Source organism: Psychrobacter sp. P11F6, assembly GCF_001435295.1.
Classification (GTDB): domain Bacteria; phylum Pseudomonadota; class Gammaproteobacteria; order Pseudomonadales; family Moraxellaceae; genus Psychrobacter.
On sequence record NZ_CM003594.1, the window covers coordinates 1,985,568 to 2,006,495 of the forward strand.

22 protein-coding genes are annotated in these 20,928 nt (G+C 39.6%); 5 read left to right on the plus strand and 17 right to left on the minus strand.

Annotated elements, in window-relative coordinates; genetic code table 11:
• Positions 1 to 66: 66 nt before the first annotated feature.
• The 4 genes from AK822_RS08115 to AK822_RS08130 form a co-directional block, all read right to left on the minus strand.
• Entirely contained in the window at positions 67 to 852 is a 786-nt protein-coding gene (locus AK822_RS08115) for a maleate cis-trans isomerase family protein (protein ID WP_205628041.1), read from the minus strand.
• Positions 853 to 965: 113 nt separating this feature from the next.
• Positions 966 to 2,312, minus strand: coding sequence for an APC family permease (locus tag AK822_RS08120; protein WP_060491246.1), 1,347 nt, complete (start codon positions 2,310 to 2,312; stop codon positions 966 to 968).
• A gap of 133 nt (positions 2,313 to 2,445) precedes the next feature.
• Positions 2,446 to 3,609 carry a M24 family metallopeptidase gene (locus AK822_RS08125; protein ID WP_060491247.1) on the minus strand — a complete coding sequence of 388 codons (1,164 nt, stop codon included), beginning with the start codon at positions 3,607 to 3,609 and terminating at the stop codon, positions 2,446 to 2,448.
• Positions 3,610 to 3,660: 51 nt separating this feature from the next.
• Positions 3,661 to 4,818 carry a cystathionine beta-lyase gene (locus AK822_RS08130; RefSeq protein ID WP_060491248.1) on the minus strand — a complete coding sequence of 386 codons (1,158 nt, stop codon included), beginning with the start codon at positions 4,816 to 4,818 and terminating at the stop codon, positions 3,661 to 3,663.
• A 102-nt stretch (positions 4,819 to 4,920) separates the two neighbouring features.
• On the opposite strand from AK822_RS08130, the gene AK822_RS08135 reads away from it, so the two are divergent.
• Together AK822_RS08135 and AK822_RS08140 are read left to right on the plus strand one after the other, a co-directional pair.
• A complete protein-coding gene (locus tag AK822_RS08135; protein ID WP_060491249.1) occupies positions 4,921 to 5,388 on the plus strand; it encodes an Lrp/AsnC family transcriptional regulator in 468 nt (155 codons plus the stop codon).
• A gap of 239 nt (positions 5,389 to 5,627) precedes the next feature.
• A complete protein-coding gene (locus AK822_RS08140) occupies positions 5,628 to 6,299 on the plus strand; it encodes a hypothetical protein (RefSeq protein WP_060491250.1) in 672 nt (223 codons plus the stop codon).
• A 4-nt stretch (positions 6,300 to 6,303) separates the two neighbouring features.
• Here the strand turns inward: AK822_RS08140 and AK822_RS08145 are convergent, their stop codons facing one another.
• From AK822_RS08145 to AK822_RS08150, 3 genes are all read right to left on the minus strand, one after another.
• Positions 6,304 to 6,528, minus strand: a complete 225-nt coding sequence (locus AK822_RS08145) for a DUF3955 domain-containing protein (RefSeq protein WP_060491251.1) — start codon at positions 6,526 to 6,528, stop codon at positions 6,304 to 6,306.
• A 66-nt stretch (positions 6,529 to 6,594) separates the two neighbouring features.
• Positions 6,595 to 6,750, minus strand: coding sequence for a hypothetical protein (locus tag AK822_RS15005; RefSeq protein WP_087945604.1), 156 nt, complete (start codon positions 6,748 to 6,750; stop codon positions 6,595 to 6,597).
• Between the two features lie 203 nt (positions 6,751 to 6,953).
• The gene (locus tag AK822_RS08150; protein WP_228138988.1) at positions 6,954 to 7,895 is read right to left on the minus strand and encodes a LysR family transcriptional regulator; all 942 of its coding nucleotides are present in this window, start codon (positions 7,893 to 7,895) and stop codon (positions 6,954 to 6,956) included.
• 120 nt (positions 7,896 to 8,015) lie between these two features.
• Between AK822_RS08150 and AK822_RS08155 the strand changes: the two genes are divergently transcribed.
• Positions 8,016 to 8,993: a zinc-dependent alcohol dehydrogenase family protein gene (locus AK822_RS08155; protein ID WP_060491253.1), complete on the plus strand. Its 978-nt coding sequence runs from the start codon at positions 8,016 to 8,018 to the stop codon at positions 8,991 to 8,993.
• Between the two features lie 259 nt (positions 8,994 to 9,252).
• Here AK822_RS08155 and AK822_RS08160 read toward each other — a convergent pair whose 3' ends face one another.
• The 3 genes from AK822_RS08160 to AK822_RS08170 all read right to left on the minus strand — a co-directional run bounded on the left by AK822_RS08160 (position 9,253) and on the right by AK822_RS08170 (position 12,245).
• Positions 9,253 to 9,828, minus strand: coding sequence for a TetR/AcrR family transcriptional regulator (locus tag AK822_RS08160; RefSeq protein ID WP_060491254.1), 576 nt, complete (start codon positions 9,826 to 9,828; stop codon positions 9,253 to 9,255).
• Between the two features lie 40 nt (positions 9,829 to 9,868).
• Positions 9,869 to 11,248: a dihydrolipoyl dehydrogenase family protein gene (locus AK822_RS08165; RefSeq protein ID WP_060491255.1), complete on the minus strand. Its 1,380-nt coding sequence runs from the start codon at positions 11,246 to 11,248 to the stop codon at positions 9,869 to 9,871.
• Positions 11,249 to 11,627: 379 nt separating this feature from the next.
• Complete coding sequence (locus AK822_RS08170) at positions 11,628 to 12,245, minus strand: trimeric intracellular cation channel family protein (protein ID WP_060491256.1); 618 nt, start codon at positions 12,243 to 12,245, stop codon at positions 11,628 to 11,630.
• A gap of 439 nt (positions 12,246 to 12,684) precedes the next feature.
• On the opposite strand from AK822_RS08170, the gene AK822_RS08175 reads away from it, so the two are divergent.
• Together AK822_RS08175 and AK822_RS08180 are read left to right on the plus strand one after the other, a co-directional pair.
• Complete coding sequence (locus AK822_RS08175) at positions 12,685 to 13,671, plus strand: hypothetical protein (RefSeq protein ID WP_060491257.1); 987 nt, start codon at positions 12,685 to 12,687, stop codon at positions 13,669 to 13,671.
• Positions 13,672 to 13,867: 196 nt separating this feature from the next.
• Positions 13,868 to 14,242: a recombinase family protein gene (locus AK822_RS08180; protein ID WP_228138989.1), complete on the plus strand. Its 375-nt coding sequence runs from the start codon at positions 13,868 to 13,870 to the stop codon at positions 14,240 to 14,242.
• 101 nt (positions 14,243 to 14,343) lie between these two features.
• On the opposite strand, the gene AK822_RS08185 is transcribed toward AK822_RS08180, so the two are convergent.
• The 7 genes from AK822_RS08185 to AK822_RS08215 all read right to left on the minus strand — a co-directional run bounded on the left by AK822_RS08185 (position 14,344) and on the right by AK822_RS08215 (position 20,884).
• Positions 14,344 to 14,808: an NUDIX hydrolase gene (locus AK822_RS08185; protein ID WP_060491258.1), complete on the minus strand. Its 465-nt coding sequence runs from the start codon at positions 14,806 to 14,808 to the stop codon at positions 14,344 to 14,346.
• Between the two features lie 101 nt (positions 14,809 to 14,909).
• Complete coding sequence (locus AK822_RS08190) at positions 14,910 to 15,110, minus strand: hypothetical protein (protein ID WP_060491259.1); 201 nt, start codon at positions 15,108 to 15,110, stop codon at positions 14,910 to 14,912.
• Positions 15,111 to 15,265: 155 nt separating this feature from the next.
• Positions 15,266 to 15,763, minus strand: coding sequence for a GNAT family N-acetyltransferase (locus AK822_RS08195; protein WP_060491260.1), 498 nt, complete (start codon positions 15,761 to 15,763; stop codon positions 15,266 to 15,268).
• Between the two features lie 356 nt (positions 15,764 to 16,119).
• Positions 16,120 to 16,893, minus strand: coding sequence for an HAD family hydrolase (locus AK822_RS08200; protein ID WP_087945605.1), 774 nt, complete (start codon positions 16,891 to 16,893; stop codon positions 16,120 to 16,122).
• Positions 16,893 to 18,035: a TIGR03364 family FAD-dependent oxidoreductase gene (locus tag AK822_RS08205; protein WP_060491261.1), complete on the minus strand. Its 1,143-nt coding sequence runs from the start codon at positions 18,033 to 18,035 to the stop codon at positions 16,893 to 16,895. Before AK822_RS08205 ends, AK822_RS08200 begins: the two co-directional genes overlap by 1 nt.
• A gap of 102 nt (positions 18,036 to 18,137) precedes the next feature.
• A complete protein-coding gene (locus AK822_RS08210; RefSeq protein ID WP_060491262.1) occupies positions 18,138 to 19,124 on the minus strand; it encodes an ABC transporter substrate-binding protein in 987 nt (328 codons plus the stop codon).
• Between the two features lie 77 nt (positions 19,125 to 19,201).
• Positions 19,202 to 20,884 (minus strand): ABC transporter permease family protein, encoded by a 1,683-nt coding sequence (locus AK822_RS08215; protein ID WP_060491263.1) that lies wholly within the window; start codon positions 20,882 to 20,884, stop codon positions 19,202 to 19,204.
• Positions 20,885 to 20,928 lie beyond the last annotated feature (44 nt).

Below are 20,928 nucleotides of genomic sequence, written 5' to 3' on the forward strand. Positions count from 1 at the left end.
TATTGCTATTAAAAAAGCTTCCTCATTACCGTTATTCCTCCACCAATATAAGCTTATCAATGGAAATTATTTTTCACCATTTAGCAATTTACCGTAGCCTGAACATTTAGCTGTTTTGCCACAAAGTTGCATAGAATGCCAAAATAGAGCTGAATTACTAGAAATGATAGGAATACCATATTTATCTTCAAGATACTGAATATGTTCTACTGCTCGAAGACTGGTACAAGACATAAATATTGCTTCTGCTCCAGTATCTTTTACAAGGATTTCAATACCCTCTTCAAAACTACTTAATGACGCTTTATGAATCATATTATCATCCATAATCCCTAACCCAGTTAATGCGACTAATTCAAAACCAGAATCTTCTAATCGCAGTTTAAGTTGGTAGTTAACATCGGTTGGATAGGGAGAAAATATAGCTATTTTCTTTGCGTTAAGATGTTTAAAGGCTGCTTTTGCAGCAGACCATGGGTTTGTAGTAGGTATATCACCACGCCCTTCTGTCAGCAGGTTGGATACTTTTTCTTCACCAATCACAAATGAGGCGGAGGTACATGCAAATGCCATAACATCCATTGGTAGTCCGTCCGCCACCAGTAACGCAGCTGCACCAATGCTTGCAGCAACCTCATCCAACGCTTCTGGTGTCATGCCGTTTTTTTTAAATACGCGATTGCTGAATAAGGACGCTTGTTCTGCCAGTAAATGTGACCAATCTGTTTCTAAAGTATGATCATTGGCTAATTGCACCAGACCAATATGTACTCTGTCTGGACGAGGTGCAGGCGTAAATGTCAACTTGATCTCAAAATCATTAAATTGCTCAAGATTCATATTCATATCCATTGTTATTTCCGTCATAGCAATACTGTATCCATCATATTGATATATTTAGAATAGTGATAATTGAACGTTTTATCAGTGTTATATCTGAAGGATAATAAAAGAGTGATACTTGGTTAGATAGTCGTCGCAATTTTCGGGCTCTCAACATTAATTTCTTTATCTTTTCTAATGGCATAAATGATTCCTGCAACAAAAGCCAGTCCCGTTACCAGTACAATGTACAGTTTGATAGAAGTAATTGAATTGTATATAAGAATCCCTTGCACCACACCAGCAAGGCCTACTAGCGTATAAAATGCCCATAAAGGAACTTTTTTACCAAACTCTCGCGTTGCCCAAGCATGTGGAAATTTACTAGGCAACATTGCAATTGATACCATCATAAAAATACCAATACAAATATCAGTAAGAATGTAAGTATTTGCGATAGTGCTGATGTCCCAACCGAGAATGATTGGTAGCATAGAGGCCAGCCAACAAAGCGTTAAAATCTTCCAAGGAGTACCTCTTCTATTGGTAATAGCGAAACTTTTTGGAAACCATCCATCATGCGTAGCTGCTTGAATAGGTTGTACATAAGAGGCATAAACACTATTAATGGTCGTCGACAGAGCCATAAATGGTCCGCAGATCATAAAGAACACGAATAATGGCATTGAAAGAACTTCTCGCGCAACAAGGGTCATAGGCTGGTTAGCAACTTCATCAACAGGAAGAACACCACTGGCTACGACCGAAACGCCAAGATAGATTATAAAAATGGTAGCGGTTGTACCTATCATCGCGAAAGGAATGTCTTTTTTAGGATTTTTGGCGTATTTACTAAAATACATTAGATAGTATTGGGCATATGTTGCAAAAGAAAGTAAGCAAGCTGCTTTAAAGATACCTAGATTACCTTGGGATGCAAAATCTGGATTTGCTTGTGGTGAAAGAAGGCTAAAGTCAACTTGCCCAAAGCCAATTAGAATAAATGTCGCAACACCAACCAACAGTAGAGTTGTCATTATGTTTTGGAATCTAGATAGGGTATCTAGACCAAATAAATTCACAATATAGAATACTGTTAAACCTGCAATGGCACCCGCTGAAGGAGTGACTGAGGGAAGTAAGGAGTTTATGTAAAACCCTAGCGCTAATGCATATATAGCGACCGTAGGAAAGTATAGAAAGAAGCTTACAACGTACATGCCCGCATATTTTTTGCCAAGTATTCTACTAATAAGAGCGTAAGGACCACCATCTAAAACCATCGCACCACTCGCAAATAACATAGGTATGTTATAGAGCAGTCCAAATATTAGTGCAATGCCAAAAGCCAACCACAAAGCATGTCCAGTGAGCCCAATACCTGCACCAACAAGCGAAAACAGCCCAGCACCGACACAAATGCCGATCCCCATGGCTAATAGCGTCCATTTGCCCAGAATATGATGATTTCTGTTTAAAGAATTTGACATCTTATTTTATTCCCTATTAATATTCAGTGGATATATCACTTCCGATGTGATTTTTTAGAGCGGCCAAAGTACCTATAGCTGTCCTTTTATATGGAATTCACCTATATGCATCTTTCATCCGCTCTTGATGCTATTAGTCAATAATGATTAATTCAGGTTCAGCTCGTTTTGTTAACCACTCTGCACCATCTTCTGTAATGACAATGTTTTCTTCATGCAACATCATTTTGTCTAACGCATAGGTCATACCTGGCTCTAGAGTAAGCACCATACCTGGTAGAAGAACGGTATTATCCGTGGCGGTATGAGAAGGACGTTCGGTCAACTCCATACCCAAACCATGACCCAGACGACCAATGTCACTTCCTAACGCTCCATTGGCTTCTAGTACATTCCACATTGCATTGTAGATATCTGTTGTGGTTGCGCCAGGACGCGCGGCTTCGAAGCCTTTAGTCGTAGCCTCATAAGTAGCGCGATAAGCCGCTTTTGTTTGTTCGCTAGCACGACCAAACGCCCAGTTACGATCAAAATCAGAAAAATAACCATCCCAGACGGCGCCAGTATCAATTAATAAAACGTCACCAGAATCGATGACTCGATCAGTGGGCCCCATCAAAATCTCGTAATAACCATCTGGCCCTGACCCTGCGATAACAAAAGGTGTCTCGTCAGCGCCTTCTCTCATCATATCTATACTAAATTGTTTACAGATTTCACGTTCTGTCATGCCCACTTTTGCGTATGTCGGTATTTTGTCAAAACCTGCATTTGTGATACGACAAATTTCACGAGTCTTGGCAATCTCAGCTTCTGATTTGATTTGACGTAATGTATGTACATCAAGTGACACATCAACAAAATCACTGCTTACCATGCTAGTCAGCAATGCATAGTTGTTGATGGGCATTCGTAAATGAGACTCTATACCTAATGTAGCGCCGATTCGTCCATGCTTACGAGGCAGCGTATTAAGAGTATTGGCCAATAGACTAATGCCATCATCTTCTGGCTGAGGTGAGGCCCAAGTGTATATATCTTCAATCCAAGTTTCTGCCATGCCGGTAGCTCCTATTTTAGGAATAACGGCAATGGGTTTCCCTGCTGCTGGCAAGACGACAAACCAAGGACGCGTGGGACTGCGCCAGAACTGCGATAGAAAACCAGTAAAGTAACGAACATTTGGTTCAGTAGTAAAAATCATTGCATCGAGTTTGCGCTTATGCATCATTTTCTGAGCATTTTCTGTTCTGGTCTCAAACTCTTTTTGAGTAAACCCTCTTGTGAGTTTGTTCATATTTATGACATCCATATATATTGAAATTTATTTATAGAATTAGGTTTTCTTTTAAGAAATGACTGATTGCATGGCTTGCTGTAAATCAGAAATTAAGTCGTCAGTATTTTCCAGACCTATATTTAGTCTAACTAGACGGCCTTCATAATCTTTATTTGGGCGTTCGATAGAGGGGTAAACTAAGGCCAGACTGGTTACACCACCCCAGCTCATACCAATTTTGAATAGCGCTAAAGAGTTAATAAAATTTTCAACTTGAAGCGCGCTGACATAGTCTTTGAAAATAAAAGAGAAAACGCTGCTAGAGCCTGTGAAATCACGTTTCCAAAATTCGTGACCAGGACAAGAAGGTAAGGCGGGATGTAACACTTGCTCAACGTTAGGGTTTTCTGCTATCCAGTGGGCAACTGTTAGCGTTGATTTTTCAAGATGCGTGAGTCGAATGGCTAGTGTTTGCAATCCTCTAAGCGCTAAACTACAATCATCTGGAGACACAGCCAGCCCTAACTGCTTAAAAGTAGCACCTACTTTTGCTTTTAATTTTTCAGAACTTACTGAGACGCTTCCTAGAAGCAAATCACTATGCCCGCCGACATACTTGGTAAGCGCTTGAATACTAATATCAACGTTATGACCGAATGCATCAAAGTGTACTCCTGCTGCATAAGTATTATCTAAAGCAACAATGACGCCCCTTTTGTGAGCTTCAGCACAAATTGTTGGAATATCTTGTACTTCCATAGTGACTGAACCAGGGCTTTCAACCCATATTAGAGTAGTATTTTCTCTAATAAGATGAGCAATATCAGCGCCTAGCATTGGATTATATGCCTCAACTTCGATACCCAAGTTTTTGAGCATACCTTGCGCCATCTCTTTATTTGGGCCATAGGCAGAATAAGGTACTAAAGCATGACTTCCACTCTGGCAAGTGGCCAAATAAACCAACGCAATTGCAGCTTGTCCTCCTGGAACGGTAAAAGTATGATGTGCATTCTCTAGCTCGGCTATGCGTTCCGCCAATTCAATGGTCGTCGGCGTTCCGTATAAGCCATAGCTATAGCCGTTTTTTTTCTGATCCCAACCATCAACGACATCTGACTGTTTTTCGAATAGTACCGTAGAACCTCTATAGGTAGGCGTTACTAACGATTTAAACCCTAGCGTAGATAGAACTTGTGGTTGAGCTAACTTAGTTTGCCAGTGCATACTTATTTCCCTGAAGTATTTATTAATTTGTACTTGTAAGTTTAGCCCTTTTATTATAAGAATAAGGTTCTGAATAGAGCTGATAAACGAGAAAATTTACTAATGAAGACACCAGATTTGCTAGATAATTTCGATAAGGAAATATTACGTACTTTACAAGAGGATAATAAAACCTCTTTGAAGCTCCTATCTGAGAAAGTATGTTTATCTATAGCGTCCGTTCAACGCAGAATAAAAAAGATGGAGGATAGTGGTGTTATTTCTACCAATACAGCAGTCGTAGATCCTATAAAAATCGGAAAACTCATTACCATTGTTGTTGAAATACATATAGAAAAATCTCATTCATCTAAGATGGACGAGCTAAAAAAATCCTTTTCAGAACCGCCGATACAGCAGTGTTATTATGTAACAGGAGACGCAGATTTTATCCTGATCCTAGTCGTTTCCAGCATGGAAGAATATAGCGTTATTAGGAAAGAGTTGTTCTATGACAACCCAAATATTAAGTGGTTTAGAACAATGATTGTGATGGATCGTGTGAAATCAACATTGCATCAACTGATATAGCTGTATAAAGTTTAGTTAGAGTCTAAACAGGTTGAGATGGTATACAAAAGATTGAAGCACACGCTGTTTTCATAACTACTGAAGTGTTGACCTATGCTGTTCATATTTTAGTCATCAAATTTGTATGTAACGACTTTATTGCCATATAGCACATTTATCAGACCTTACAAGAAGAAATTTTATAATATCGTTGATTCTAGTAGAATATTTTGAACTCTTACTAAACTCAAAAGAATGCCATGAAAGTTTTACCATTCAGCCCAATCATCGCGTTAGTGACATTAACTACGATAAATGGTTGCCAGTACGCTGATACAATATTAGAGAGTAAATTAAAGAAAGAACCATCTGAAGTCATGCAAAAACTGTTTAATATTGAAACTGATAGACAGTTTTATATCACTTTCCCTGACCACAAGAATCAAGTGGCATTGACTGAGTTTGTCAGTACCAATAACAGCCAAGATAGCAAACCGTATGTGAGAGGTGTATTAGCAGATAATAAAAATTATTCAGCGTCGCTGGACTATAGCAATATCACCGTATTAAATGGCTCAAAGGATAAAAATATTGTTGAATTTATCGCTCCTTATACACTAACTAATAGCAACGCTGCGTCAGATGAAACACGGTCTACTCTAGACAACCCAAATCTACCCAGCAACTCACTCTATTTAGGATTTTTTGAGCTAGATTACAACACCAATAATATCACTCAATATGATCAACAGCTCTTAGGCAAGTACAGTGCATTGACTGCGATAGACTATGATGGACAAAAGACTGTTGATGTCACTATACGTCAGTATCCAACACAGGCTGACCAAAATAAAAACGTCAGATCCAGCGTTCATGATATGACGTTTAAAGTGAGCGAAGAGATGATGATTGATAATGTGGTTGGGGAATAAGTGTTTAGCTAATGTGAGTACCTGTCACTCTTGTTTTTACCTCCATGATTAATGATAAGCCATAAAGGATGATTGCTAAGGCTAAAAAAATAAAAGCCAAAGGTAAAAACAAGCTTTCTTGGAGCACGCCATCAGAAGCAATGTCACCGTAAAATAAGCTCTCCATCAGTCCAGACAATGCAGCGAGGGTCAGCATAATTGAGCCACTGATAAATAATTTAGATGTCATGAAATCTCCGTTATATAAGAATTAGCAATAATAATTTATTTTTATTCGAAAGTTATTGCAGTATAGTTATTGCTGAATGACGCAAATATGGTGGTTTCCTGGATTCTGACCACCGCCTAGATCCAAACAAATATCATTGTAATAGAATTCATGGGCTTTGATGCCTAGCCAGAACGCAAGAATGGCAGTGATAATAATGATTATCATCATCTTAGTATTCATATGAATATCCTAACCAATGAGTACGTTTATCAACTAATGAATGCCTAGGCACATATCGTATATGAAATAATACGCAGATTGGGTGCTCTTCTATTTTTTCATAAACTATTCATACTCGGTCTTTAAGAACATCAATATTCATGAAAGTGTATTTAGCAGACATCGAATACAACAATTTGTACGATCAAGCTGCAGACCCAAACTCAGATCGCTATCATCTGTTCTATCAAAAAATCTAAAAAAACGCGCGTTTTTGGAGAGACCATATCTCGCTTTAAATAAATAGCGTAAGTAGCACTCAGTTCTTCATAGGGACTAAAAACATGATCTGGCATAACTTGGACCAACGACCCGTTCGCCAATTCATCTTTAACGGCCCACAGTGGTATTAGCGTTAGGCCTGTATGATTCAATACCAGCTGCTTCTGTCCATTCACTGAGTTGACTGAAACTTGACTATTAATCATCAGTTTTTTACTATCTTCTGCTATCAAAAACCAATCTTTCCAACCGTTATAACCATATCGGATACATTGATGATTAGCTAGATCGTCAATCCCACAAGGCGTACCATTATTTTTCAAATATTGAGGGCTTGCACACAGCAGAAAATCATTAAATACCAAGCGTCGGGCAACCATGGTTGAATCAGATAGGCGCCCACTTCGAATAGCCACGTCAATATTTTCTTCTATAAGATCTACAACCCGCTCTGTTAACTCAATTTTTATATCAATATCTGGATATAACGACATAAATTTTGGTATTAATGGTAATACCATACTTTCACCAAAACCGACTGTCATGCTGATTTTCAGCTTACCTTGCGGCGTTATTTGTAAGTCATTAACGACTCTTTTGGCGTTATCAAAATCTGACACAATTCGCTGAGAGTATTCGTAATATTTGTGCCCCGCTTCAGTCAAACTGGTGTTTCTGGTCGTTTTATTGAGCAGACGTACGCCCAGCTCCTTTTCAAGCACCGCTAACTGCCGTGAAATAGAAGACGGCTGTACATCAAAGATGCGGCTAGCCTCTGAAATGCTACCAGTTTCGACAACACTATTGAAATACGCCAATCGATTTATTGAGCTCATTGCCACTCCTCTATTAAATTGATAAGGATTCAATTTAACTGTAACCATGATTTGCTCAAAAAGCAAAAGTAATTTGTTTACTGGGTAATGGTTTGCTGGATTAGCAATGATTAAACTGAGTGTTCTGAAACAGACAATAAGACATCCACAACAGTAAAGGGTAATAATATGAAAGCGATGATCATTAAAGAAATCGGTACAACTGCAGTTTTCCAATTGGCAGAAAAACCAAAACCAACGGCAACACTAGGTCATATGGTTGTGGAAGTGAAAGCCACTAGTGTGAACCCTATTGATACCATGCTGCGCTCAGTCGAGCTGCCTTGGTCGGATAATTTGCCAGAGATATTACACGGTGATGTAGCTGGCATTGTGAGCGAGTTAGGTGCCGACGTCACTGAATTTAGTGTTGGTGACGAAGTTTATGGTATGGCTGGTGGCCTTAACGGTATTGATGGTGCACTTGCTGAATTCATGTTAGTTGATGTGCGTTTGATGGCTAAAAAGCCTAAAACACTCAGCATGAAGCAAGCCGCAGCCCTGCCGTTGGTCGCACTCACTTCTTATGAGGCACTCGTACAAAAGATGAATGTCAAAGAAGGCGATAATGTCTTGATTCATGGCGCAACAGGGGGCGTTGGTCATATTGCCGTTCAGCTAGCAAAAGTACTTGGCGCGACAGTCACCGCTACCTACTCTCCTGCTAATCGTGCACTAGCACAAACACTAGGCGCGGATTATCTAGTGGATTATACAACAGCGGAGGTTGATGACTATGTGGCGATGTATACTGACGGCGTGGGTTTTGACAAAGTTTTCGATACGGTGGCTGGTGATAATATTCAAAAATCTTTTCAAGCTGTTAGATTCAATGGCCATGTCGCCACTATTTTACCCATTGCTGATCCATTGCAAATTGCTCTCAAAGCCTTATCCTTTCACGGTGTTTTGGTGCTCATTCCATTATTTCATGGCATCAACCATGAATCGCACGGTCGTATCCTGACAATGATTGCGGAGCTGGTTGATACTGGCAAAATCACGCCTATCATAGATGATAGTAACTACTCTATTTGGGAGGTAGCGCGCGCGCATGACCATCTTGAATCAGGTAAAGCAGTAGGTAAAATTACGCTTACTATATAGTAGTATTCGGACGTGTCCTCATTTTGAACATGACGATAAAAATGAGATAAATTGCTGGCAGACTGTATTAAATAGCTGCGTCAAATAGCTGTGTTAAAAATGAGGTGTTCACAGATAATAACGACTCTCTAAAATAACACAGCTCGCTCGTAGACATCCTTATAACGGTAGGGTCATATTTTATTTAGAAGTTTCTAACACTTTAGGAAGTATACCAACAGGTACTCCGAAGACTTTACTCCAGACTCACTGTAATTTTTTATAGCGACCTAACTACAGTAAGAATTAATTTTCGTAAAAGGCTTTCAGCAGCTTCATAACTTAACCCCTCCATCATTACTGCATCTGAAATAGCATCGATTGTACCGTGGATAGCGTATAACACCCCCTTGTTTTCTTGGAAAGACCCTGTTAAATGAGGCTGTAAAATCTGCCAATAGGCTTTAGAAAAGTAGTATCGAATATCAGCTTTGAGGTTTCGGTAGCCAGGGTAAGCTTGTAAAGCGGCAATAATTTCCTCGTATTGAGATCCGCAATGTACTACGCAAGCAAGATATGACTTAACAACACTATCGACGGTGGCTTCGAGAGAGACTGGGTGCTCAGCCACCGCCTGCTCAATAGCTTCAATTACACGTTGATCATAGCTTTGATAGAGGGCTGAAAGTAACGCTTCTCTTGATCCAAAGTGTTCATATGTGATGGGCTTGCTAACTCCTGCGTAATCAGCTAATGAAATTAATGTTAAAGCCTCTGTACCTGACTTCTGAACAATTTGATTAGCCATGGCCAATAACTGAATACGACGTTCTTCTTTTGTCATACGCTTACCCATCCCTCTCTCCTTCTTTTATTCATACGTATTGATTAACACTTTAAGCGATGAAACATGCTTTTGCATCCATGCTTAAATAAAAGAGTAACTCGCTGTATCCCGGATAAGGATGTATGCTCTCCTGCAGTTTCTGTAGGGGGATTTGATTCTGCTTTAATAGCTGTAACTCACCCAACAATTCACACGCCCGTTCTCCTAAAATAGAAGCCCCTAGTATTAATCCTTTGTTGTCACAAATTACTTTTGCTTTACCTATTGTTTTTTGATCCACAACGGCACGATCTAAATCTTCATAGTCAAACGTAAAAGTCTTGATATCATTATGCTCCGTGCTTGCTTCAACTTCAGTTAAGCCACAACGAGCAAACTCGGGGTCTGAGAACGTACACCAAGCGACACCTGATAAGTCAATAGGCTGTGTTCCTACACCATATAAATTATGGATTACATTTCGTGCTTGATACCCAGCCATATGAGAAAAAAGGTAAGGCCCTACCACATCTCCAGTTGCATAAATATTAGAGACGTTGGTTTGACAGTAGTCATTCACCGTGATTCCTTGCGAGGTAGCTTTAATACCAATATCGGCTATATTTAGCGTCGTTAGATTAGGTTGCCGTCCTAAAGCAAACAAGATTTTTTCCGCACAAACGATGGCTTCTCCCTCAGGCGAAGAAAGTGTTAGCTGAATACCTGTAGCATCCTCTGAGACAGCAATAGCACGTTGATTTAGAAGAATATCTACCCCATCTTTTTCTAAGACTTCCTGTAGTAACTTAGAAAGCTCTACTTCTTCTCGATAAAGAATATGAGGAGCCATTTCTACCAGTTTAACTTCTACGCCCAGCGCTTGCATTGCTTGTGACAGCTCAACACCAATAGCCCCAGCGCCCAACACAATGATGCTACTAGGCAGGTTTGGCAAAAGAAAAATATTTTCATTTGTCAGATAATTAACTGTGTTAATACCAAAGATATCTGGAACGACAGGCGATGAGCCTGTGGCAATCATTATATTCTCTGCTTGCAAAGTATTTGTACCTACTTGAACAGTATCTTTATCCAAAAACACGGCTTCACCGTAGAAATATTCGATTCCAGCAGCTTCTAAAACAGGTACAGCTTCTGCTTGATGTGCCTTCTGAATTAATGCTCGTACTTTTGATAAAACATCAGCAGAGTTTATCTCTATAGAACCATATTTTTTTGAGATTTTAATCTCTTTTGCCATTTGTATCATCGCTTTACTAGGGATGCAGCCAGACCATGTACACTCTCCTCCTGGCTGATTACGTTCTACTAAAGCCACTTTTTTCCCATATTCCATAGCAGTCAATGCTGCGTTCAAGCCACCAGCCCCTGCACCAATGACCACTAGGTCGTATAACAATTTGGATGTACTATAGTCACTTATGCTCATAAAAGAACCCTTTTATACCAAAACTTATTTAACTAAAGAAACCTGTTACTAAAAGCAACCTACTTAAGGTAAGTTACTTTTAGTAGGTTAATGGATTTACTCGAAAATAACCAGTATTTTTTAAAGTATTTGTTGGGACTTTCTTGAATAAATGCACTAGATTATAAAATAGACCGCAGAGGTCTTGTGAGCACCTAATAGGCTATACATACCATACTTACTAAGCCTTAATGAGGCTTAAGAACATGCTAAAACTTAGCTAGATCGTCATATTAGTGGCGTTAAGTCAGTATGATGGTAAAAAAATAGAGAGCCTTAACGACTCTCTAAAATAACACAGCCCGCTCGTAGACATCATTATAATGGTAGAACCACTATTTTATTTGGAAGTTTCTAACAAATGAAATACAGGTAATCGCCACTTTGCTCTAACCGCTGCCATACGGATTAAGTAACCAGCAACTAAACTAATAATGACGCTGATATTACTACTAATAGCAAAATGCTGAAGTATTAAATATAAACACGCAATGATTAAAGAAACTGAAGCGTATAATTCATGATGTAAAACTAATGGGGGTTGGCGACATATTAAATCACGTAGCAACCCGCCAAAGACGCCTGTTACAATGGCAGCAACCACACAAACACCATAATGAAGTCCCATGTTAAGCCCTACTTGGCAACCAATAATGCTAAAGGCCGCTAGCCCCAAGGCATCCAAACGCATGAAAACACCATTAAATTTAACAACCCATCTCGCCAACCAGGTCGTTATAAGCCCAGCCACACAAACAATTAATAAATATTCAGGATGTTCTACCCAAGTTAAGGGATAATTACCAAGCAAGATATCTCTGACACTACCACCACCTATCGCCGTTACACTAGCGATAAGCACAACGCCAAACCAATCCATATTTTGTCGTCCTGCGCTTAGTGCACCTGTCATTGCCTCTGCTGTAATACCAATAATGTAAACTATACTCAAAAGCATGGAATACTCACCTTAAATCTATCTGATAGTGTAAATGAGATGAGATTGTAAAGATAAATCTGATGTATTACGAATGATAATTTGAATCGTTTTGCAAGCATCAAGTAACAATCTATTTTAGCAATGGGAAAGCAAAAAATAATGCAACGTTATTGTCACTTTATATGCAAAAGCACTGCTTTTCCCAAGCATAAATCGCGGCTTATGCGTAAGCATCAAATTTTCATAAATAAGTAAAAAAATTACTGAATAGACATAGTCACAGACTTTGAACTCCTCTATCCTAGTGCCCTGACTTAGACCCCATCGAGAGAAATGGGTACAAACCAATATTCCACACCAAGAATGGATAATGGTTTTTTAAATTGCTAAATGATGTGGGCTGTCATGAATTTATTATGAATGGCCCATATAACGATCTTCTGAAGGAATAAAAATTATGATGAGAAAAACGTTACTGCCAAGCATGCTGTTATTAAGTCTGACTGCTTGCCAGAACACTAATACACAGGGCCTTGAGACAACAACGGTTTTACATAACGACCTACCGACGACAACCTCAACCGATAAGTATACTAACAATATAACGGGCGATTACGTCACAGATGGCTATACAAAGCGTAACGAGGGTTATGACTGGTTTGCAATCAGCGTACGTGATGCTGGTCAAGATGCTATTAGTGTGTCTATTCGTTCTCGCATAGACAAAAAGAAACCTACTTGTACATTAGACACCGTACTTCATAAAGCTCATGATGGACGGTATCAGTTTTGGGTAGATAATAACCCCGTTTATTTGCGTTTTAATGACAATAGCTTATCCATTGAAGGTGAAGAAGCCTATCTACAAAAAACAGCTTTTTATTGTAGCGGCGGTGCAACGCTTGGTGGCGTATATCAAAAATTAAGCGATACGCTGGATACTCGACAGGTGGATAACTCGCAATACGCTACCTCACTCAACTATGGTGATTTTTCTACTCAAGTGACCAGTACCTCTGACGGTAATGGCGGCTATATCTTGCAGATTCAGCCAATGGGCGAAGACATTATCGAGCGACCAATTAGCGATCCTGTTGTTAGTGCCGATGTGGGTAATATAAATGGCGATGGATATCCTGAAATTCTAGTATTCACTCAAAGTGTGGGTAGCGGTTCATATGGTGATGTGATTGCTTATTCGAGCAATAAAGGGCTGTCGTGGAGTCAAGTCTCTTATCCAGAGCTGACTGATGCACTCAAACAAGGTTATATGGGTCATGATGAATTTGCCTTGGTTGAGAATGTGTTGGTTAGACATTTTCCACTCTATTTAGAAGACGATAGCAATGCTAACCCCCAAGGTAAAATCCGCCAAATTCAGTATCGTATGATAGAGGGTGAGGCTTCTCGTCAGTTTGTAGTTAATGGAGTCAGCGAACTCTAAGTACTTTGCTATGAAGTCTCACTACATTCGAGCAGATCAAGATTTCTTATAGTTCCAACCTGGAGCAGGAGCTACCTTAGTGCGACCTAAGCTTATGCAGCTGATTGAAGATGCTCATAAGGGCAATGTGATCTTATTTTAACAGATTGATCGCTTGGCACATTTGAACCAAGCTGATAGGGATACTCTCCAAAGAATGCTATCAGAAAAAAAGCTATCTATCGTATCAAAAGAGCTGCCGACATCCTATATGGTGCTTCAATCTGAAAGCAGCACTGAATTTATGAGCAGTGTATTGCAGGCCATTAACTCGATGATGCTGGATATGCTAGCTGCTATTACTAGAAAAGACTATGAGCGTCACCGTAACCGTCAGACGCAAGGTATTGCTCGTACTAAGGCAGAAGGTACGTATTTAGGACGTAGTAAAGATATGGAGAAGCGTAAGATCATCGCTAGTCTGCTCAAATTAGGCCATAGATATTCTGAGATACAAGATATGACCAAGTGCTCATGGCATCTGATCGCTGATGTGGTCAAAGAAAGACCGGAATTTATCATTGCTCATTAAGGGTTCCACTACAGCAGTCTACTATGAGTAGTCTATTAATGGATTAATGAGCCTTTTTAGATAGTTCCGTTGGAATATAGGATATCGAACATTCTTACTTTTTAGAGTAACTCAGCAGCTTGTAATGCTATTTCTTTAACATCTAAGCTAAGGGCTAAATCTGTATTGATCAAATCTTCAATATCGAAAAATCTAGCTTCTAGGGCGTCATCACCTGCTAGAGGATCACCAGAAACCCAAATACAAAGTACGGCTACAAGAACAAAATGGTGACGAAGCTTACCACTACTATCAAAGTCAAACGCGTCTACAGCGTTAAATGTCTTGAAGGCGTTTGATACAATGCTTGTCTCTTCATAAAGTTCACGAACAGCAGCATCTCTAACAGTTTCCCCGCGTTCAATTTTACCACCGGGGAAACCCCATCGACCTGCATCGGGTGGGTTAGCACGGCGTACTAAAAGCACCTTTCCATCTTTAAAAAGTACTCCAATAGTAGCTACTATTGGACGTAGGCTCTGCGGCTCGTATTGTATTATGGGGTCATTATATAGTTTATTAGACATAAAAACTCAATTGAGAATAGGACATAGAGGATAGCTGAATATTCTAGTTCTCACTAGGAAATTGAACCGGTGAAAGCGCCTGATTGATTCATTATAGATATTCAAATACGCTCAGCTTCTAACTTAGTTACTATACTTTCAAAGACTTCTTCAAAGTGCTGGCTATCAGTACATCTTTTAAACGCATTACCATTCCAAAACCCTAAATGAAATGTAATTGTAAGTCGCTTTTTATCCGCAGTTATCTTTTTAATTTCTGATAGGTTAACAATTCCATTATCTAAAATTATAAAGGTTGGCATATCAATCTCTTCCTATGGTTTTTATTAATAATAGGTAGCTATAAACTTTACTTAATCTATTTGGTTTCAGTGCCAGAGCCGGGGTACTCTATCACTAAACCGTCCCAAGATAGTTTGAGACTATATAGGAAAAGGTATGCTTAAAATAACAGATATTAGAGTGTTTTTATCATTCTGACATCTGTTATTTTGGTGCCCTCGTATAGCTCTTCATGACATTGGCTATCAGACTCAAAACCAAATTTTTCATAGAAACTAATCGCAGATAGATTGGTTCGTAAAACCCATAAAGATAGACTAGAGCAGGTATTACACTGAAAAGCATCAATTAAAGCTGCATTAATTAACTTAGTACCTATACCTAAATTCTGATATTGAGGTAGAAGATATAGAGTGGTTATTTCACACTCATGATCTTTCTTAAAGTAAGAAATAAACCCTACAGTGGTATTCTCAGTATCATATGCTACCCATGTGTTCACACCAGAGCTAGGTAATATTTTTCCCCACATCTCCATCTTTTGAGATAAGTTATTTTCTTTGTTTCTATACGTTTCGGGTAAAAGGTTCGAATACGTAGCATTCCAACTTTCAAAGTGTATATGAGCAATATCTGCTGCATAGTTCTGGTCTGCTTTCCGTATAAAAAACATGTGATACTCCATAGTTAAATATTAGGGTAATACCACAGCGTAGCAAAAAATATCTCGTCTGAGGTCTTTAGATAGTTTTGAGATTATCAAAGACTCAAGCTTATTCATCGAATCGTATAATGGATGTCAGGCCGTATTTAAGGTCGTGTACTTAGCAGCCTAGCAAGCGTCGATCCGTGACTGAACGTCTGTTTTAGAACGCTTTATGTTTGATTCCTATATCAGTAAGCCTTTAATCTAAACGACAATTACACAGAAACTGCGATGTTTTCTCTAAATTAAAAAGCCATAAAAGTCATTACTTTTATGGCTCTACTGTTCTGTTGTATATTTTGAAGCTTAGACCTAGCTTTAAGCTAAATAAGCTCTTTTAAGTCAGTCAGCTTGCCTAAAATTGCATCAGGTGAATATTTCACCAGCTGCTGCTCATTCTGGGCACCAGATAGCACACCTAAAACCAGCCCACACTCTGCATTTTGGCCTTCCTCAATATCGATACCACTATCCCCTGCTTTTAACACCTGCTGTGAATTATCAACATTGAACTGTTTCATCGCAAGAGTAATCATATCAGGGCCTGGACGGCCATTGTCTACATCATCGGCTGTTATTAATGCATCTACTTTATCCCCCACAGACCAACCTAAGATAGTCAAAATTTTATTAGCAGTCTTAGCATCATATCCTGTATTTAACACCACATGACGACCACTCACCTTCAACTGCTCGAACAACTCTGACATGCCTTCAAACTCAGATAAGGTGTCCTTGCTATAAGCAGTTGCAAGATTGACTTTAAAGGCTGCAAATGCAGTATCCGTTAACGATTCAATATCAGCATCAGATAAATCTATCATGTTCAAAATATCGCGGATGGCGTTGCGTTTTTCTTTACCTGCACCATATTCTAAACATAACTCAAGACTCACTTGCTTATCTGACTTGCCAGCGCGCATCAGTACCTCATTAATGGCATTACGTACGGTCTTATAGACCAGGTTACCTTCATCTACTGTTGTGCCAGCCATATCAAATACACAAAGCTTAATGTCAAAAAATTTATTTTTAATACTATTTAAACTCTCACTATGTGAGCTGCTGCTTGTTACATAATTATTTGCTGTATTCATCACTTTGATTCCATTACCAATTCAATTAACTCTTCGCCAAATGCGAAACCTGTTGATGCCCCTGTACCACTGGTGACTGAACCGACCACCACGCCTTTTTCAGGTGATGCCTTAAATACTACGTCATCTCCACTTGGATATACACCCAACCAGTGCTGAGTAATATCTATCTCACCAATATCCATCACCTGCTTAAATTCATTAATGATTAGATCATCAATTTGAGTGTCTCTAAACGGCAGTTCTCTATCACTATAATCATGACTATCGCCAATGATTAGTGAGCCATCTTCAGACTGAACCACAATTAGGTGGACACCTGCTTGACGCTCTACACTTTGAATATCGTCAAGTAAGGTTTTTAGTACCGCAGCTTCAGGCAACTGAGCAAATCCATCATAACGGGCAAAGCTTAAATCTGACATGACAGCGGCATTTAATCTAAATGCTTTTTTGGGCATGACTCGCATCATATTTAGTGTGCACATTTTAGCTTTGGTCTTAGCGAGCACTTCTGGATATAAGCCAGTAAAGTCAGCTCCTGGGCAGACCACACAGTGCTCAGCGTTAAGGACACCACGGCTGGTATGCACTTTTGGTAATTCCACCGAAGTCACCGTGGTATGATTATAAAAGTTCACATTCTGCGTCTCTTGTAACCAATGGGCCAGCTTAGCAATTGCAGTATTGGACTCCACTCTAAGCTCATGCGGGCTATATAACACCCCTTCTCCCTTGTTCAAATAAGGCGCGGCTTCATTAATTTCAGACTGTGTCAGTAGTCGGCACCCCTCACCCATTTCCGTATCTAAAAAAGCTTGTGCAACATCTACCGCTTCAGGTCGCTGCATTAACATATGCAGACCGATATGCTCTACCTGAATACCTGCTTTTGGCGCAACCTCGGCCCAAACATTACGCGAGTGCATGGCGCGTTGCCAATGCTCACCTCGACGCTGACCACTAACGGTCACAAATCCAAAATTACGAACAGAAGCATCTTTGTTCTGAGATTGGCGTTCTACAACTGCAACACTCAACCCCTTTTTAACGGCGGCGTAGGCGCTTGCCAGCCCAACGATGCCCCCACCTACGACGACGACATCGTATGTTTTATCAGAAAGTATTTTGCTCATTGTCATATCTGCTCTTCCCATACATCTTTATTAATTAACCCTCTACTTGCTTAACCTATGAACTAATATAGCTAAGCATGAATGGGCATTATTTTGATTCAACTAAAATTACTCACCATGGAAAAAAGCACGGTGCTCATCTAACAGCTCGGCAGTTAATGGCTCTGGGTAGGTCTTAGAATTATCAATTTGGTTCTCAGCAGCTACTGTCTCGCCGTCATACACAATATTTGGATAAATCTCTAATAAACCTGGGCGAGCTTTAGTGACAATTAACTCAGCCATTTTCATTGCTTTAGGATTGGTTTTCTCTCCCTTATCAATAACAGCAACCGATTCAGTCAATGTATAATTACCTTCACTGGGATCCACAAAATCAATTGGTAGGCCTTTTGCTTTATTAGCGACTGCCTGATGACGTAGACCAAAACCGATAGGCACCTCACCTGCCATTACCTTTTTAAGAGGACCAGAGCCAGATAGCTCTAAATTAGGTCCTGCATTTTCACGAATAGCATTCATGATTTGTTGACCTTCAGCATCGGTGCCATATTCAGCAGCAATATCTTGTACAAACAACCAACCAGTTGATGAACCATTTGGATCAACCATAGAAATTTGATTTTTATAAATAGGATTCGCTAAGTCTTTGGCACTAGTAGGTACTGGAAGATTATTAGCTTCCATCTCTTTGGTATTGAGTAAGATGGCACCCGTAAAGCTGAGAATCGGTGCATAGTAATTAGGCGTCGCAATCTGCGGGTTTGCCGTAAATGCTAACGCTTTAAACATTGGGTTCTTTGCTTGAGCACTTTCGATATAAAACGAGCTCATTGTCACCATATCAGCTTCAATATTTTTTCCTTCTGCTAATAGTCGTCCACCAAGTTCACCTGTTCCGAATGATTGAAATATGTATTGACCTTCAAAGCCTGCCTCATCAAGCACCTCTTGAATAACCTCGACTGCCTCTTCATCAGCATTACTATAAATAATCACCTCCTCGCCAGCCGTATCTCCCGAGCTTTGCGACCCACAACCTGCTACTAAAACTCCACAAGTCAATCCCGTTATTATCGTTTTAAATAAATTCATTGTTTTCCCTGATTATTTGAGTGATTAAAGGTTAGATTAGTTTTCGTAACATCAACGCCTAGACTGTGTTGAAATATCTAAGCGACCGTCGTTACTGTGGGTTTTTTCACTTTTATTTTTGTTGTGCCATTGATGCTTCTGGTATAAAGGTATCGAACTACTGCGAAGAATATTAATGCCGTGATATTTGTGAGTAGCACCATCAGCGACAAGATAAAAATCTCATCAAAGCGGGCGAAGTGCTGTAATTCAACAATTTTTGTAGTAAGCACCATCGTCTTCGCACCTGAAATGAATATCACTGCACTGATGCTGACCATCGCACTGATAAAGAAGTACGAGGCCACTTCGATAAGTGTAAATATTGAGTTGGGTACAACAATTCGGCGTAAAGACTGTAGCCATGAGTCTCCAAGTAAAGAAGCTGTGGTCTCCCAACCTAGGTTCATTTTTGATAGTGCATTTTTACTCATGAGATAAGGTGTGGAGAAGTAATGAATGATATTACTAATCACAATAATGAAGATGGTGTTCGATATCGATGAGCCTGAGAAAACCATTAGATAGGCAATACCAATAACCATACCTGGCACTGTATTGGTTACTAATGCTGAGCTTTCGATCGTCAATTTACCTATCTTGAATAGCCCGGAACGCTCGTATATCAACGCGGCAACATAGGTAATAATGGTGCCAAAAACAGCCGTTAAGGTCGCGACAATAAGTGAATTTTTATACACTCGCATTAGGTTCAAGGACTCGATCACCTTAGTAAATGTGTCTGTACTAAACGCCATCTCGTAAGGCCATGTCTTAATCCATGGAATGATGAATATCACAGCAAATACGAATAACAGTGAAATCAAAATACCACTGGACAACACACCCAGAATTCTGTCTTTGACTTTAGAGGTAGGCAAGTCAAAATGCTCTACTGAGTCATATCTGACATTAAATCGAGCCACATACCAAAGCAGTAGAATGCTCAAAACAGAGGGGATTAGCATAAACAAGGCAACCACAGATCCCTTTTCAAACGAGGGAGATGCACCCAGTATTTGGGTATAAAGCTCAGTGGCGATAACCTTGTACTGACCACCAATAGAGGCTGGAATACCAAAGTCAGTAAAGGCCAAAAAGAAGCATTGAATGATAGCGGCTGCAAACGTACCAATTAAAGGACGAATGACCGTCATATCTATCTGGCGTAAGCGTGAATCGCCCATCAGTTCTGATACGATTACGAACTTCTTATCCAAATACTGAAAGGTATTGTTAAGCAGTAAAAAGGCTATTGGCAAGGTATAGATGGTGTAGCCAAGCCACATACCATAGAAACCATATATGTCTTCAAACAACTGAAAGCCCATCATCTTAGTGAGTAGACCTTGCTTACCAAAGGTGTAAATAATAGCAAATCCATAAGTCACTGTTGGCAATAGCATAGGAAACAGTGATGCAAGCTTAATGGTTTGTTTAAAACCCTTTGGCAAGTTAGTCCAGTGCACCGTATAGGCAAGGATAAATGCCAAAAAGGTGGCACTCATCGCACTAACAATGGCGACAAAAAAACTATTCAACATCACTTGTCTAAAGTCATTACTGCTGATGATATCGACGTAGTGGCTTAGACCTAATCCATCAGCCACATTAAATGACAGCATCAACATTTTGCCCAAAGGCACAAACATAAAGACGAGAAATAGCGCACCAATGAAAAGCCACGAAGCTTTCATTAGCGGTGAGTTATTAAGTTTCATAATGACCTACGCGCGAAATAAGGAAGTTTTGAGAGACCAGCGTT